13 protein-coding genes are annotated in these 12,954 nt (G+C 53.7%); 5 read left to right on the top strand and 8 right to left on the bottom strand.

The window, feature by feature from the left end; translation table 11 throughout:
• Positions 1 to 64 precede the first annotated feature (64 nt).
• Entirely contained in the window at positions 65 to 670 is a 606-nt protein-coding gene (locus tag MIH18_RS04365) for a LysR family transcriptional regulator (RefSeq protein ID WP_249014035.1), read from the bottom strand.
• 201 nt (positions 671 to 871) lie between these two features.
• Between MIH18_RS04365 and MIH18_RS04370 the strand changes: the two genes are divergently transcribed.
• Together MIH18_RS04370 and MIH18_RS04375 are read left to right on the top strand one after the other, a co-directional pair.
• A complete protein-coding gene (locus tag MIH18_RS04370) occupies positions 872 to 1,840 on the top strand; it encodes a glutathione S-transferase family protein (RefSeq protein WP_249014036.1) in 969 nt (322 codons plus the stop codon).
• Positions 1,837 to 2,694 carry a pirin family protein gene (locus MIH18_RS04375; protein WP_249014037.1) on the top strand — a complete coding sequence of 286 codons (858 nt, stop codon included), beginning with the start codon at positions 1,837 to 1,839 and terminating at the stop codon, positions 2,692 to 2,694. The genes MIH18_RS04370 and MIH18_RS04375 overlap by 4 nt, the downstream gene beginning before the upstream one ends.
• A 101-nt stretch (positions 2,695 to 2,795) precedes the next feature.
• Here MIH18_RS04375 and MIH18_RS04380 read toward each other — a convergent pair whose 3' ends face one another.
• The 4 genes from MIH18_RS04380 to dbpA all read right to left on the bottom strand — a co-directional run bounded on the left by MIH18_RS04380 (position 2,796) and on the right by dbpA (position 7,808).
• The gene (locus MIH18_RS04380; RefSeq protein WP_249014038.1) at positions 2,796 to 4,106 is read right to left on the bottom strand and encodes a sodium ion-translocating decarboxylase subunit beta; all 1,311 of its coding nucleotides are present in this window, start codon (positions 4,104 to 4,106) and stop codon (positions 2,796 to 2,798) included.
• Positions 4,107 to 4,131: 25 nt separating this feature from the next.
• On the bottom strand, positions 4,132 to 5,913 hold the full coding sequence (gene oadA / locus MIH18_RS04385; RefSeq protein ID WP_249014039.1) for a sodium-extruding oxaloacetate decarboxylase subunit alpha: 1,782 nt from the start codon (positions 5,911 to 5,913) through the stop codon (positions 4,132 to 4,134).
• Positions 5,914 to 5,955: 42 nt separating this feature from the next.
• A complete protein-coding gene (locus MIH18_RS04390; RefSeq protein WP_249008429.1) occupies positions 5,956 to 6,207 on the bottom strand; it encodes an OadG family protein in 252 nt (83 codons plus the stop codon).
• A 227-nt stretch (positions 6,208 to 6,434) separates the two neighbouring features.
• Positions 6,435 to 7,808, bottom strand: a complete 1,374-nt coding sequence (dbpA, locus tag MIH18_RS04395; RefSeq protein ID WP_249008428.1) for an ATP-dependent RNA helicase DbpA — start codon at positions 7,806 to 7,808, stop codon at positions 6,435 to 6,437.
• Positions 7,809 to 7,919: 111 nt separating this feature from the next.
• Between dbpA and MIH18_RS04400 the strand changes: the two genes are divergently transcribed.
• Positions 7,920 to 8,456: a DUF2058 domain-containing protein gene (locus tag MIH18_RS04400; RefSeq protein ID WP_249014040.1), complete on the top strand. Its 537-nt coding sequence runs from the start codon at positions 7,920 to 7,922 to the stop codon at positions 8,454 to 8,456.
• Between the two features lie 45 nt (positions 8,457 to 8,501).
• On the opposite strand, the gene MIH18_RS04405 is transcribed toward MIH18_RS04400, so the two are convergent.
• The 3 genes from MIH18_RS04405 to MIH18_RS04415 are packed head-to-tail and all read right to left on the bottom strand — an operon-like array spanning position 8,502 to position 10,956.
• The gene (locus MIH18_RS04405; protein ID WP_249014041.1) at positions 8,502 to 9,452 is read right to left on the bottom strand and encodes a biotin-dependent carboxyltransferase family protein; all 951 of its coding nucleotides are present in this window, start codon (positions 9,450 to 9,452) and stop codon (positions 8,502 to 8,504) included.
• Positions 9,449 to 10,219: a 5-oxoprolinase subunit PxpB gene (gene pxpB / locus MIH18_RS04410; protein ID WP_249008425.1), complete on the bottom strand. Its 771-nt coding sequence runs from the start codon at positions 10,217 to 10,219 to the stop codon at positions 9,449 to 9,451. The genes MIH18_RS04405 and pxpB overlap by 4 nt, the downstream gene beginning before the upstream one ends.
• On the bottom strand, positions 10,219 to 10,956 hold the full coding sequence (locus tag MIH18_RS04415; RefSeq protein WP_249008424.1) for a 5-oxoprolinase subunit PxpA: 738 nt from the start codon (positions 10,954 to 10,956) through the stop codon (positions 10,219 to 10,221). The genes pxpB and MIH18_RS04415 overlap by 1 nt, the downstream gene beginning before the upstream one ends.
• Before the next feature lie 340 nt (positions 10,957 to 11,296).
• On the opposite strand from MIH18_RS04415, the gene MIH18_RS04420 reads away from it, so the two are divergent.
• Together MIH18_RS04420 and MIH18_RS04425 are read left to right on the top strand one after the other, a co-directional pair.
• On the top strand, positions 11,297 to 12,319 hold the full coding sequence (locus MIH18_RS04420) for a TRAP transporter substrate-binding protein (RefSeq protein ID WP_249014042.1): 1,023 nt from the start codon (positions 11,297 to 11,299) through the stop codon (positions 12,317 to 12,319).
• 92 nt (positions 12,320 to 12,411) lie between these two features.
• Positions 12,412 to 12,951, top strand: coding sequence for a TRAP transporter small permease (locus MIH18_RS04425; RefSeq protein WP_249014043.1), 540 nt, complete (start codon positions 12,412 to 12,414; stop codon positions 12,949 to 12,951).
• The last annotated feature ends 3 nt before the right edge of the window (positions 12,952 to 12,954 follow it).

Here is a 12,954-nt window from a genome sequence, read left to right on the forward strand (position 1 = left end):
AATAGGCATGTGATTAAAAGCGGAATCTTCCGAGTTACTGGCGCATTTTCTAAAACCCGGCTCGTTAGTTTGATATGAACGTTTCACCAAATACGGCCGCCAATTTTTGAGTTAACAGTTGCAACCCCTTGCCTTTATGACTGATTTTCCACGCTAAATAATACTCGAAAACAGAAACCTTGTTTAACGCCAGTTCTACAAGCTCGCCATTGTTGAGTTGATTTTGAATACGTAGTCGCGGTAAGTGGCCGACGCCTATTCCTGCACGGATCGCCTCAACTTTCTGATCTATGTTTTGCACGTAGAAATGTTTACCGTCGCTGCTTAAACCTGCGCTTCGGGTAATATCACTGACAGATGTATCATGCGTGATTACTCTCCGAACTTTCGGCAGCCGCCCCTGCAAAGCGTCAGAGTTGGTCGCTATACTCGCCAGTTCATGGCGGGAAGCAACAACCGGCACCAGATCGGCACCGGCCAAGGGTATTGCCCGGTAGCCTTTTTGCAGCGGGAATAGCGCAATACCCAGTTGCTCTTCCAGCTTTTGCACCGCATAGGAAACGGCCGACGTCGCTTTGTTTAGCTCTTCAGCCGCTTTCGCGAAACTTCCACGCCGGTCTATGGCATCCAGTGTCTCCAGGACCTCTATTGTAATTGGGTTCTTTGCCACTATACCTCCAAATAACTGTTCTAATATTTAGAATATTCTGAACAGATATTAGCTCTTATTACGAATTTTTTAACCCTTATAATAACCCAATCACTTAAAAAAACATTCGGCTGATTTGGCGGCCGTGGCAAAGGCGCACAGCAGCCCAGATGACATTCTAACGTCGACATTTTGGGCCAATTAATTTACAGGAGTCGCATAATGGGCATGTTACAAAAGGGTAAATGGGTTGACCAGTGGTACGACACCGGCAACAGCGGTGGTGAGTTTCGCCGTCAGGACAGTCGCTTCAGAAACTGGCTGACACCCGATGGCAAAGCCGGCCCAAACGGGGAGCCCGGCTTCAAGGCCGAGAAAGGCCGCTACCATTTGTATGTGTCACTGGCCTGCCCTTGGGCACACCGCGCACTGATTTTTCGCCAAATAAAGCAGTTGCAGGATTATATTGATGTCACCGTGGTCGATCCGGTGATGCTTAAAAGTGGCTGGGAAATGAAAGATCCGCTTTACGGTCTGGACTTTCTGTACCAACTGTATTTAAAGGCGGATTCCAGCTATGAGGGCCGCGTTACGGTGCCGGTCTTGTGGGACAAGCAAACACAGACCATTGTCAGCAATGAGTCCTCAGAGATTATCCGTATGTTCAATACGGCGTTTAATCCTTTAACGGGCAACACCACAGATTACTACCCTGATACGTTACACGAGCGGATCAACGCCCTGAATGACCGTGTCTACGACACCATCAACAACGGCGTCTATCGAGCCGGTTTCGCCACCACCCAAGAGGCCTATGAAAAAGCATACCATAGCCTGTTCGATTCGCTAGACTGGGTCGAGACCTTACTAGCCCGGCAGCGCTATCTGGCGGGTGGCCAGTTAACGGAAGCCGATTGGCGTTTGTTTACCACCTTGATTCGTTTCGATGCTGTGTATTTTGGTCACTTTAAAACCAACCGTCAGTTACTGGCCGATTATCCAGCCATTAGTGGTTATGTGCGCGAGCTATACCAGATGCCCGGCGTGTCTGACACCGTCAGCTTTGAGCATATCAAGACGCATTATTATGCGAGCCATTTGATGATTAACCCCACGGGAATTATCCCCGTGGGTCCAGCACAGGATTTTACCGCCGCCCATGGCCGGGAAGGGATTGGAGAAAACCTATGAGAGAATTACTTCAAGTTATAACAGCTCGCCCTGCCCAGGATGGTGACGGGGTCAAAATTCATCGCCTTGCGGGTCAGCGCCTGCATCAGGCACTGAATCCTTTTTTGATGATTGATGAAATCAACTCTGACGATGCTGCCGACTATATTGGCGGCTTTCCTGAGCATCCCCATCGCGGCTTTGAAACCATTACTTACATGAAGGCCGGGCGCATGCGCCACCGCGACCACATGGGCAACGAAGGCGTTATTAGCGCCGGTGATGTGCAATGGATGACAGCGGGCGCAGGCGTGCTTCACTCGGAAATGCCTGAGCAGGAGCACGGACTGTTGCACGGCTTTCAAATCTGGCTGAATTTGCCCGGCGCTGAAAAAATGAAGCCCGCGGCTTATCAGGAAATTGCTAGCGCGGAGGTTTCAGAGCAGCGGCTATCTAACAGCGGGATGGCTCGCGTTATCGCAGGTTCCGTAACAATCAATCAACAATTACAGCAAGGCCCGCTGCCGGAGATTTCGACCCAGCCTGTATTTGTTGATGTGCACCTGGCCGGCAATGAAACCGTTGAATTGTGTTTCAATGCCGATAACCCTGCACTGGTGTATGTCTATCAAGGCGCAACAGATTTGATCGACGCGCGGCAACTGGGCATCTACGCCAAAGGCAATACATTGCAACTGCAGGCCCGCGACTCAGGCGCAGGTATGTTAATACTCAGCGGCTGCCCTATTGAAGAGCCCGTAGTGCAATACGGGCCATTTGTGATGAACACGCCCGAGGAAATTCAACGGGCATTGACGGACTTTAGCAACCCGCGATTTCTAAATCGATTAACGTCCAGTGGTGAAAGTCGGTAACTCGAGTCAATACAGACTCGTACTTTCAGGTTAACCGCCAAAAACGAAAAACCCCCGCCAAGCTAGGGCCGAGCGGGGGTTTCGGAACAGCAACAAACCGATCAGCTAAGCAACTTGATCATTACGCCCGCTGCTACCGCCGAACCGATAACACCAGCCACGTTTGGACCCATAGCGTGCATCAGCAGGAAGTTTTGCGGGTTGGCTTCCAGGCCCAACTTGTTGGACACCCGCGCCGCCATTGGCACTGCAGACACCCCGGCAGAACCAATCAACGGGTTGATAGCTTCCTTAGTGAACCTGTTCAGCAGCTTGGCCATCAGAACACCACACGCGGTACCCACACAGAATGCGGCCATACCCAGCAATAGAATACCCAGAGTCTGCAGGTCCAGGAACTTGTCAGCACCCAGTTTTGAACCCACAGAGAGACCCAGGAAAATGGTCACAATGTTGATCAACGCGTTCTGAGAAGTGTCACTCAAACGCTCAACCACACCGCACTCGCGCATCAAGTTACCGAAGCAGAACATACCCAGCAGCGGCGCAGCATCCGGCAGAAACAGCGCAGTGGCGATCAGTACCACAATCGGAAATACAATTTTTTCCTTTTTCCTGACTGGGCGCAGCTGCGACATCTTGATCGCGCGCTCTTTTTTGGTCGTTAAAGCCCTCATGATGGGTGGCTGGATCAACGGAACCAGAGCCATGTAGGAGTAGGCAGCAACCGCGATGGCGCCCAGCAGGTGCGGTGCCAGAATACTGGACACATAGATAGATGTCGGACCGTCTGCCCCACCGATGATACCGATAGCAGCCGCTTCATAGATGGTGAAGTCCATAACACCACTCCAGGTCAGCAGCGCCGCACCCAGAACCGTACCGAAGATACCGAACTGGGCAGCTGCGCCAAGAAGCAGCGTCTTCGGGTTAGCCAATAACGGACCAAAATCCGTCATTGCACCAACACCCATAAAGATGATCAGTGGAGCAGCACCACTTGCTATAGAAACCGTGTAAAAATTATAAAGCATCCCATTGCTATAACCGAGACCCTGAGCAATCACCCCGGCCTCTCCGACGGTTGCATAGCTCGCGCCTTTGTAAGCATGTTGGAATGTATCAATCACTTCAGGGGTCACCATCTGCCCTGACAGATAGCCCACATCCAGAACGTCCGCAAGCGCTGCAAGCACGTCTGGATTGGCAAAGTGAATAGCGTTTTCAGCCGCCGACAGAGCCAGTCCAGCCTCCGGAATATTCGCCAGAATGCCACCAAACCCGATCGGAACCAGCAACAAAGGCTCAAAACCTTTACGAATGGCAAGATATAACAGAAGAAGACCGACACAGATCATGAAGAACTGGCCGATTGATAGATTAAACAGGCCACTGCCTGTCCATAACGTCATTAATTTATCCATGGAATGCTGGCCCTTATGCGATTGTCAGCATTTCATCATCAACAGCGACGGCATCACCGACCTTGATGAAGACTTCACCGACGGTACCGGCTTTCGGTGCGCGAATCTCGGTTTCCATTTTCATGGCTTCCAGAATGATCAGCACATCGTTTTCTTCCACGGCATCGCCGGGAGAAACCAGAACCTTGAAGATATTACCGCCCAAAGGCGCATTAACCGGATCACCACCGGCAACCGGTTCCGGTGCGGCGGCCGCAGGTGCCGAAGCAGCTCCGCCTTCCGTCTGAATCTGGCTGATTTCACCTCCTTCAGACACCGCTACCACGTATTTTTTACTATTCACTTCAACGGTATAGGTTTCGGGGCCTGAGGCCTTTTTCGCCGGCGCTACGTCATCCGCCGACGGAATCGGCTCGAACGCATCCGGATTGTTGCGGTTTTCAAGAAATTTCAGGCCAATCTGCGGGAACAGGGCGTAGGTCAGTACATCGTCGATGACATTGTCAGCCAGTTTGATGCTCTTCTCTTGCGCCAGCTTTTTCAGCTCGTCCGTCAGTTTGTCTATTTCCGGCTCTAGTAAATCCGCCGGACGACAGGTAATAGCTTGTTTGCCATCGAGCACTTTTTCCTGCAGCTCTTTATTGAACGGCGCAGGCGCAGAACCGTATTCACCTTTAAGAATTGCGGCGGTTTCTTTGGAGATCGACTTGTAGCGTTCTCCGGTCAGTATGTTCAGTACCGCCTGAGTGCCTACAATCTGCGAGGTCGGCGTTACCAGAGCGATATAACCCAGGTCTTCGCGTACTTTCGGAATTTCGGCCAGCACCTGATCAAACTTGTCCGCGGCGTTCTGCTCTTTAAGCTGAGCTTCCATGTTGGTCAGCATGCCGCCAGGCACCTGAGCAATCAGGATGCGGGAGTCTACACCTCTTAGGCTGCCCTCAAATTTGGCGTATTTCTTCCGCACTTCGCGGAAATAACCGGCAATTTCTTCCAGTAGCACCAGATCCAAACCAGTATCACGATCTGTACCTTCCAGTATCGCCACTACCGCTTCGGTCGGCGAATGACCGTAAGTCATACTCATGGAGGAAATTGCGGTGTCTACGTTATCAATACCGGCTTCAGCGGCCTTAAGCGCGGTAGCGGTCGACATGCCGGTGGTGGCATGGCACTGCATATGAATCGGTACGCTCAGCTCTTTTTTCAGGCGGGTGACCAGTTCAAACGCCACATAGGGTTTGAGCAGGCCGGCCATGTCTTTAATGGCAATGGACTGGGCGCCCATGTCTTCAATTTCTTTAGCCAGTTCAACCCACATATCAATGGTGTGGATATGGCTAGTGGTGTAAGAAATGGTGCCCTGGGCGTGTTTGCCGGTTTTACGCACGGCCTTGATGGCCGTAGCCAGGTTGCGGGGGTCATTCATCGCATCAAAAATGCGGAATACGTCCACGCCATTTTCAGCGGCACGATCAACAAATCGCTCTACCACGTCATCAGCATAGTGGCGGTAGCCCAGAAGATTCTGGCCACGCAACAACATCTGTTGGGGCGTGTTGGGCATAACTTTCTTCAATTCACGAATACGCTCCCACGGGTCTTCGCCCAGGTAACGGATACAGGAGTCAAAAGTGGCCCCACCCCAGGATTCCAGCGACCAGAAACCGACTTTATCGAGTTTCTCGGCGATTGGCAGCATATCGTCAAGCCGCATGCGGGTGGCCAGCAATGACTGGTGGGCGTCACGCAGTACAACGTCTGTAATCCCCAGCGGTTTTTTAATGTCTGTCATCGTGTCAGCCTTCTGTTTAAAGGTTTTAAATCGCTTACCAGGTCACTTTTTGTGACGCGACCGGAATTGAGCAACCGCCTGTTTGATCGCCTCTGCGATGTCGGGATCAACCGACGGTTGCGCCTTGGGCTTGGCGCGAGACGTTCTGGCTGGAGTTGCGGGCTCGGGCGCAGTAAACCGGTTCAGCAGCTTAGACATGATCAGCGTTGCGAATACCAGCACGATCAGAAACGCAAATACAAAACCCATACCCGCAATCATCAAATCAATAGCTTGGGTCATCAGCTCATTCATAACGAATAGCTACCTGTCTTGGTTAGTGACTTTTCCCCGGGAATTCGTACCGACAAGCCATAAATTCGGCGCTTTATTCAATGAAACCGGGGTGCAAAATCCTGCGTAATTTACCGGTTTAATGAGTGATCAGCAACCAGAATACAAATGGCTATACGGACGTTCCAAGTATTTTTGGGTATTTTTCCACCCATTCCCCCCGCCGAACATCCCACACTTAGGCCAATCTAGACTAATCGTGCCCGCAACTTGCGACCTTTTACCTTGCCGCGTTCCAACTGTTCCAACGCACGTCCGGCGTGGCGGCTTTCCACAGCGACAAAACACTGAAATTCAAACACATTTATTTTACCAATGGCGCTTCCTGGCAACCCTGCATCGCCGGTTAGAGCGCCCATTACGTCACCTGGGCGCAATTTTTCTTTGCGGCCTGAGGCTATGCACAGAGTTTTCATCAGCGGCTTCATCGGTTTTGGTACGGTGGCCAATAATGGGTCGCTATCGCCCCAAGTGACCGATACACCGCGTTCGCTTTCCAGGCGATTGATTTTGTGGCCCTGGGACGGGCTGCAAAGAGTAACGGCCAACCCCTGCTCCCCGGCGCGGCCGGTGCGACCGATGCGGTGCGTGTGTATTTCCGGATCGCCTGCCGGCTCGGCGTTTACAACCAATGGCAATGATTTTATATCCAGCCCACGAGCCGCCACGTCGGTAGCCACCAATACCTGGCAACTTTGATTGGCAAAGCGAACTAGCACGCTGTCGCGGTCGCGCTGCTCCAGGTCGCCGTGCAATGCCAGCGCCGAAAAGCCCTGCTGGGACAGCTCGGCCGCCAGCTCGTCACACTGATGTTTCATAGCGCAGAACACCAGGCAGGATGTGGGTTGATGCTGCGACAGCAGAGCCACGATGGCGCGGGTACGCTGATTGCCAGAAATTTCGTAGAACACCTCGGCAATATCACTGTTCATCTTCTCGGTTTGCGCCCGCACATCCACCGGCTCACGCTGAAAACCGGCGCTGAGTTTACGAATCGATTCAGGCCAAGTGGCTGAAAACAGCAGAGTCTGGCGCTGTGCAGGCGCATGTGAAAGAATGTTTTCCACGGCTTCCTGAAACCCCATATCCAACATGCGATCGGCTTCGTCCAGCACCACGGTGCACACCCGATCCAGTTTCAGCGTGCCTTTTTGCAAATGATCGGCTATCCGCCCTGGTGTACCCACAACTATATGAGCGCCGTGGGCCAGAGAGCCGATCTGAGGGCCAATCGACACACCACCGCACAGGGTGAGTATTTTTATATTGTCGCGGGCACGGGCCAGTTCCCGCAAAGCCTTGGCGACCTGATCAGCCAACTCCCGAGTGGGGCACAGTACCAAGCTTTGTACCGAGAACTGCTTGGGTTTGACATGTTCAATCAGACCAATACCGAAGGCTGCGGTTTTGCCGCTGCCGGTGTGCGCCAAGGCGATAACGTCTTGTCCCGCCAGGCAATGGGGCAAAGCCCGCGCCTGAATGTCGGTGGGTTCGGTAAAACCCAGGCGCACAAGATTGGCCTGCATGGCGGCAGACAGTTCAAGGTCTTTAAAGGAAGGCATACAAGAAAATCCCGGAATCAGCAGTTGCTGGTTAAGAAGGTAAACGCGAGGGCGTATACTAAGGCTAGTGGAATAATAGCAGAGTTTCTTACCAATTAATGGAGTTACCCCATGGCGTCCCTGCAGGACCAGTTACTGAAAGCCGGCCTGGCCGACAAAAAAAAGGCCACAGCTATTCGTAATGAAAAGCACAAACAGCGCAAACAGCAGCCCAAGGGCGCGGTGCAGGTAAATGAAGCCGAGCAGCGAGTACAGCAGGCGCGAGAAGAAAAAACCGAGCGCGACCGTCAACTGAACCAGAAACGCCAGGCCGAAGCCCAGAAAAAAGCTATACAGGCCCAGATTCGCCAGTTAGTGGGGACAAACCGGCTGAATCGCAGCCATGGAGAAACGTCTTACCAGTTTGTTCATGACAAAAAAATCAAGAAAATGTATGTGGACGACATGATGGCTGACCAGCTGGCCCGCGGCCGTCTGGCAATCATCTGCATCGGTGGCGATTACGAGATTGTCGCCGAAGGCGTAGCACGCAAAATCCAGGAACGGGACGCGCAGGCCGTTGTTGTGCTGCACGAGCGTACAAAAGACGACTTGGGCGACGATGACCCCTACGCCGGTTATGAGATCCCTGACGATCTCATGTGGTGATACAGAGCCTTAAAAGGCCCACTGGATTTTACATTTAACAATGCATCAAAGGGGCTTGTTAAAAAAATCCAGGAAGGCCTTTTCACGCCTCTGGGCCTCATACAGGGCCACCGGGCGGAACTGCAACTGACTGCTCGGCTGGCGCTGCGCCAGCGCATCCAGGCTGCGGGGCGTGACGGCCCCAAGCTTAGGGTAGCCACCAATGGTCTGGCGATCATTCAGCAGAATGATGGGCAAGCCATTGGCCGGTACCTGAACCGCACCCAGGCTGATACCCTCAGAAATCAGGCGTTCACCAAACACCTCTAGCGCCGGGCCATTTAACCTTGCGCCCATGCGATCGCTTTGCTGGCTCAAGGTATAAGGCTGGGTGAAGAAGCACTCCAGGGAACTGGCGGGGAAACGCTCTACCTGTGCCCCCATAATCACATCCAGAATGAGCGCCTCGCGGTAATCGGGTATCCAGCCCGCAGGCACCTGGCGCTGCAGCGGCGGATTTTGGGATTGGGGATCACAGGGCAGTAGATCGCCGGCTTTTAGCGGTTGCCCGTCGCGATGCAGGCCCCCAGTTTTTTCCCTGTGCAGCGTAGCGCAACTGTTGCCCAAACCAGCAGCAATACTAAAGCCACCGGCAACAGCCAGATAACTACGAAGCCCGGCACGGGGCGCACTCAATGCCACCCTGTCCCCGGCTTTCAGCGACAGCGTGGCCCACAACGGCTGCGAGGCTCCGTTCACCGTGACCGTCACCTCTGCTCCGGTAATGGCAATACGGGTGTTCAGCTGGCTGACAAACTCCACTTGGCCAAAAGTGATCTCTACGGCCACCGCCCCAAAGCGATTACCTAACAGATAGTTTGCCCACGCCCAAGCGTGGCGATCCATGGGGCCGCCCGTGGCCAGCCCCAGATGCATCACTCCGCGGCGTCCGGCGTCTTGGATCAGGCTCAGGAAACCGGGTTTTTCAATCAACAAACCGAGCTTGGAGTGAGTCACAACTTTTCCCCCTGCTTTTCAGCAGGCGCGCCTTGCTGTATTTCCAAACCCGGCTCCATGCCCCAAGGCAAATCGTCAAGGCGACCGCCAAGCTCAAGGTATTCGTCTTGCGCTATCGGGCGGAAGCGCACTGTCTGGCCGGCTTCCAGCAGGCTGGGCTGTGCGCGAGACTGATCAAACAGGGCCACAGGAGTACGGCCAATCAGATTCCAGCCACCAGGCGACACTATGGGATAAAGTGCGGTTTGGGTGTCGGCGATACCCAGCGTACCGGCCGGCACTTTAGCTCGCGGGTTGGCAAGCCGGGGCACACTTAACTCTTCGGCCACCTCGCCCAGATAGGCAAAACCCGGGGCAAAGCCAATGGCGAATACTTGGTAAAGGCGCTCGCTGTGGCGGCGAATAACCTCTTCCACGCTGAAACCTGCACGCTGCGCCAAGCGCTTTAGATCCGGCCCGACGCTGGGGTGATAAAACACCGGAACTTCAATAATTTCGGATTCAGCATCAACTTCCCCATTGGCATCGGGCAGCTGGTTCAACACTTCACTCACCTGCCCCATCAGGCTGGCCAGGTCGTCCTGTAACAAATCATAGCGCAACAGCAGCGTGGTGTAAGACGGCGCCGCATCCAGCAGTCGCGCGCCCAGGCTTGCTTTTAAAGCGATTGCCGCACGGTGAATCGGGGCAACCAGAGCTGCATCGATACGCTGACCAAAATGCAGAGTGACGGTATCTATACCGCTGACGTCATAGCGCCACTGCATCATCCCAGCTCCGTCAACGCATCACGAATAGACCGAACTGCTGCCACAGACTCTGGGTTATCACCGTGTACACACAGCGTGTCTGCTTCCAGGCTCAAAGCTTTGCCTTCTATGGACTGAATGCTGTGACCCCGGGCAAAAGCCAGTGCCTGCTGCACAATCATACTGGAATCGTGGTGCACGGCACCGGGCTGACTGCGCGACACCAGATACCCGGCGCTGTCATAGGCGCGATCGGCGAAGGCCTCCAACAGCAACGCTACGCCATATTCCTCGCATAGCCGTTTCAGGCGCTGATTGTCCACTGTGGTCATGGCCATCAGCGCCAGAGTTTGCGGCGATTGCGCCAGCGCTTTAAGAATCGCGCGTAATATCACCTCGTCGCGCATCATGTCGTTATAAAGCGCACCGTGGGGTTTTACATAACTCAACTGGCCACCCTGAGAAGCGGCTATCTGCGCCAACGCGCCCACTTGATACAACACCATGGTGTGAATTTCGTCTGCTGAACAGACCATAGACCGGCGACCAAACCCCTGAAGATCAGGATACGCCGGATGGGCCCCTAGGGTGACACCGTGTTGCAACGCCAGGCGCACGGTATTGAACATTACCTGCGGGTCTCCGGCGTGAAACCCACAGGCGATGTTGGCCTGGTCAATAAACGGCATGACCTGATCATCCAGACCCATGGTCCAGGCGCCGTAGCTTTCACCGATATCGCAATTTAATAGCATGTGAGCCTCCGGGCTGATGGTTGTTATAAATTGTGGCTGTACGAGTTGTAGCTTTAAGAGTTGTAGCTGTAGCGATTAGTAGTTGTAATAAATAGCGACAAGCGCGGGAATAAATTTATCCCTTACCCACCATCCATACAAACAATTTATAGATAAATTATCAGCATTACAAAGTGAATTTGCGTATATTATTTTGATAAATAGTTTGACACATCATCAACCCATAGCTAATTTTAGCTCATGAGGCGCATCAAGGCGGCTTTTTCGCCGCGCTTTACGACTCACTGACAACAACAACATCTGCTGACGGCTCCGGCGTCAGCTTCGGGAGGCAAAACCTATGAAAAACTCTATACAAAACGTTTACTTACCCATTAAAAAAGGCTTCAGCCTGAAGCGTGTTAGTGCCACCCTGGCAGCCGCCACGCTCAGCTTTATGGTAAGCGGAGCACAAGCCACCGAATGGGACATGCCCACGCCCTATGGCGATTCCAACTTCCACACCGTGAACATCCGTCAGTTTGCTGACGATGTGCGCGACGCCACTGACGGCGAACTGAACATCACAGTGCACAGCAGTGGCTCGCTGATCAAACACCCGGAAATCAAAAACTCTGTCCGCCGCGGGCTGGTGCCTATTGGTGAGTTGATCATGTCGCGCCTAGCCAACGAAGATTCGCTGTTTGAGGTCGACTCGGTGCCGTATCTGGCCAGTGATTACGATCAGGCCTGGAAGTTATGGCTGGCCTCCAAAGACGTGTTGGCGGAGCGCCTGGAAAGTCAGCGTTTGAAACTGCTGTTTGCGGTGCCCTGGCCACCACAAGGCATTTATACCCAGTTCGCAGTTGAAACCGGAGATGAGCTGAAAGGTGTGAAAATGCGCGCCTACAACAAATCCAGCGAGCAGCTGGCCGATTTGTTGGGCGCCATCCCCACCCAGGTAGAAGTGCCAGACATTCCCACCGCTTTTGGCACCGGTCGTGTTGACGCCATGATTACGTCGCCGTCGACCGGCGCCAACACCCGCGCATGGGATTATCTCAGCCATTTTAACCACGCCCAACTGTGGCTGCCGAAGAACATGGTTGTGGTGAACGCCAAGGCCTTCCGCAGTCTGCCTGAAGCGACCCAAAAAGCGCTGGAAGACGCAGCAGCAGTGGCTGAGAAGCGCGGATGGGACGCCAGCAAAGAAGAAACCGACGCCAAAATCAAAATCATGCGAGATAACGGCATTGTCGTGTCGGAGCCCTCTGCGCAGCTGGTAGAACGCCTACAGAAAATTGGCGAAACCATGACCGAAGAATGGCTCGAGCGCGCCGGCAGCGATGGCCAAGCCCTTCTGGACGCTTACCACCAGCGTTGATGCCAAGCCCATAGTGGAGCACGGGCGTCTCGTGTCTCCACGCATTCATTCATGCCGGCCCTGCAGTGCAGGCATAACAGAGGAACATCACTATGCGCAGGGCTCTGGACGCATTCTATCGGTTGGGGGGCGCCCTTTCCGCGATCAATCTGACATTAATCATGGTCATGATTGTTGCCCAGGTACTCAGCCGGGTACTCGATGAATTACTAACCTGGCTGGGCCTTAGCCCTCTGGGACTAAACGTGCCAGGGTTGGCTGAACTGGCAGCGTTTATGCTGCTGGGTGCCACGTTTTTTGGCCTGGCCTACACCTTCTGGCAGGGCGGGCACATTCGCGTGACTCTGCTGTTACAACGTTTGCCCCAATCTACCCACCGCATTATGGACATCCTGGCTCTGCTATTCGCCACTGCCATTACTGCCTTTGCAGTCTGGCACAGTGCCTGGCTGGCGTGGGACAGCTACGATTTCGGCGATCTGTCCATTGGCATGGTGCCGGTGCCGCTGTGGATTCCGCAGACGGCCATGGTCATGGGCCTTTTGTGGCTATTGGTCGCCCTGTTAGACGCTCTTGTGTCGTTGCTCAGCGGCCGTATAACCCAACTTCACGACGAAGCACCCCAGGAGTAAACC

Source organism: Marinobacter sp. M3C, from assembly GCF_023311895.1.
Lineage (GTDB): Bacteria > Pseudomonadota > Gammaproteobacteria > Pseudomonadales > Oleiphilaceae > Marinobacter.

What these genes read in the sequence shown, in the direction of transcription:
- MIH18_RS04370 (WP_249014036.1), top strand. Translation starts at nt 872, where the DNA reads ATGGGCATGTTACAAAAGGGTAAATGGGTTGACCAGTGGTACGACACC.
- MIH18_RS04375 (WP_249014037.1), top strand. Translation starts at nt 1,837, where the DNA reads ATGAGAGAATTACTTCAAGTTATAACAGCTCGCCCTGCCCAGGATGGT.
- MIH18_RS04380 (WP_249014038.1), bottom strand. Translation starts at nt 4,106, where the DNA reads ATGACGTTATGGACAGGCAGTGGCCTGTTTAATCTATCAATCGGCCAG.
- oadA (WP_249014039.1), bottom strand. Translation starts at nt 5,913, where the DNA reads ATGACAGACATTAAAAAACCGCTGGGGATTACAGACGTTGTACTGCGT.
- MIH18_RS04390 (WP_249008429.1), bottom strand. Translation starts at nt 6,207, where the DNA reads ATGAATGAGCTGATGACCCAAGCTATTGATTTGATGATTGCGGGTATG.
- dbpA (WP_249008428.1), bottom strand. Translation starts at nt 7,808, where the DNA reads ATGCCTTCCTTTAAAGACCTTGAACTGTCTGCCGCCATGCAGGCCAAT.
- MIH18_RS04400 (WP_249014040.1), top strand. Translation starts at nt 7,920, where the DNA reads ATGGCGTCCCTGCAGGACCAGTTACTGAAAGCCGGCCTGGCCGACAAA.
- pxpB (WP_249008425.1), bottom strand. Translation starts at nt 10,219, where the DNA reads ATGCAGTGGCGCTATGACGTCAGCGGTATAGATACCGTCACTCTGCAT.
- MIH18_RS04415 (WP_249008424.1), bottom strand. Translation starts at nt 10,956, where the DNA reads ATGCTATTAAATTGCGATATCGGTGAAAGCTACGGCGCCTGGACCATG.
- MIH18_RS04420 (WP_249014042.1), top strand. Translation starts at nt 11,297, where the DNA reads ATGAAAAACTCTATACAAAACGTTTACTTACCCATTAAAAAAGGCTTC.
- MIH18_RS04425 (WP_249014043.1), top strand. Translation starts at nt 12,412, where the DNA reads ATGCGCAGGGCTCTGGACGCATTCTATCGGTTGGGGGGCGCCCTTTCC.